This is a genomic window from Halomonas sp. SIMBA_159 (assembly GCF_046536035.1).
In the GTDB taxonomy this organism is placed as follows: Bacteria; Pseudomonadota; Gammaproteobacteria; order Pseudomonadales; family Halomonadaceae; genus Vreelandella; species Vreelandella venusta_A.
In genome coordinates, this window is sequence record NZ_JAWJBT010000097.1 from 1 (window position 1) to 467 (window position 467).

The window sequence follows — 467 nt, forward strand, 5'->3', positions numbered from 1 at the left end:
GCTGGACGCGATGAGTTAGGACAATAACTCGTGTTCCATTTTTAATATAGTCTTGTGCCAAGTCTGCGACCGCTTCTGTCTTGCCCGTTCCCTTAGCTGATTTGACTCCCAATAGCTTGGCGGTGCTGCTAAGGTCATCTTTGGTTAGAAATGGCTTTCTCAGTTGCTTATCAATATGGCTTAGCTTTTGATTCCAGTAGAGCCAAGCGGATAACGACAGCCGTCGCTGGTAAGTTTGCTCTAGCCATTCTGATCCGTTCTTTGCGATCGCGTCGTCAATGCCTTTCCCATCTTCTGGATTCCATGAAGCGATGCTGACTTTGCAGCCTTCTTTGGAAAGGACTTTCCCTAAAACCTTTTGGGCGTGGGAAACATTCTTACAGGTCTTAGCCTTCGTATCTTCATCAAACCAAAAAGTAACTTCTCTCTGGATTTGGGTTAGAGGCTTAATGAATCGAGTTAGCTCT

At 45.6% G+C, this 467-nt stretch carries 1 protein-coding gene; it reads right to left on the reverse strand.

Translation table 11 applies throughout. The features are described 5' to 3' along the window. On the reverse strand, window positions 1-467 hold a 467-nt coding region (locus R0J87_RS18530; RefSeq protein WP_498888016.1), incomplete at both ends, for a DUF3854 domain-containing protein.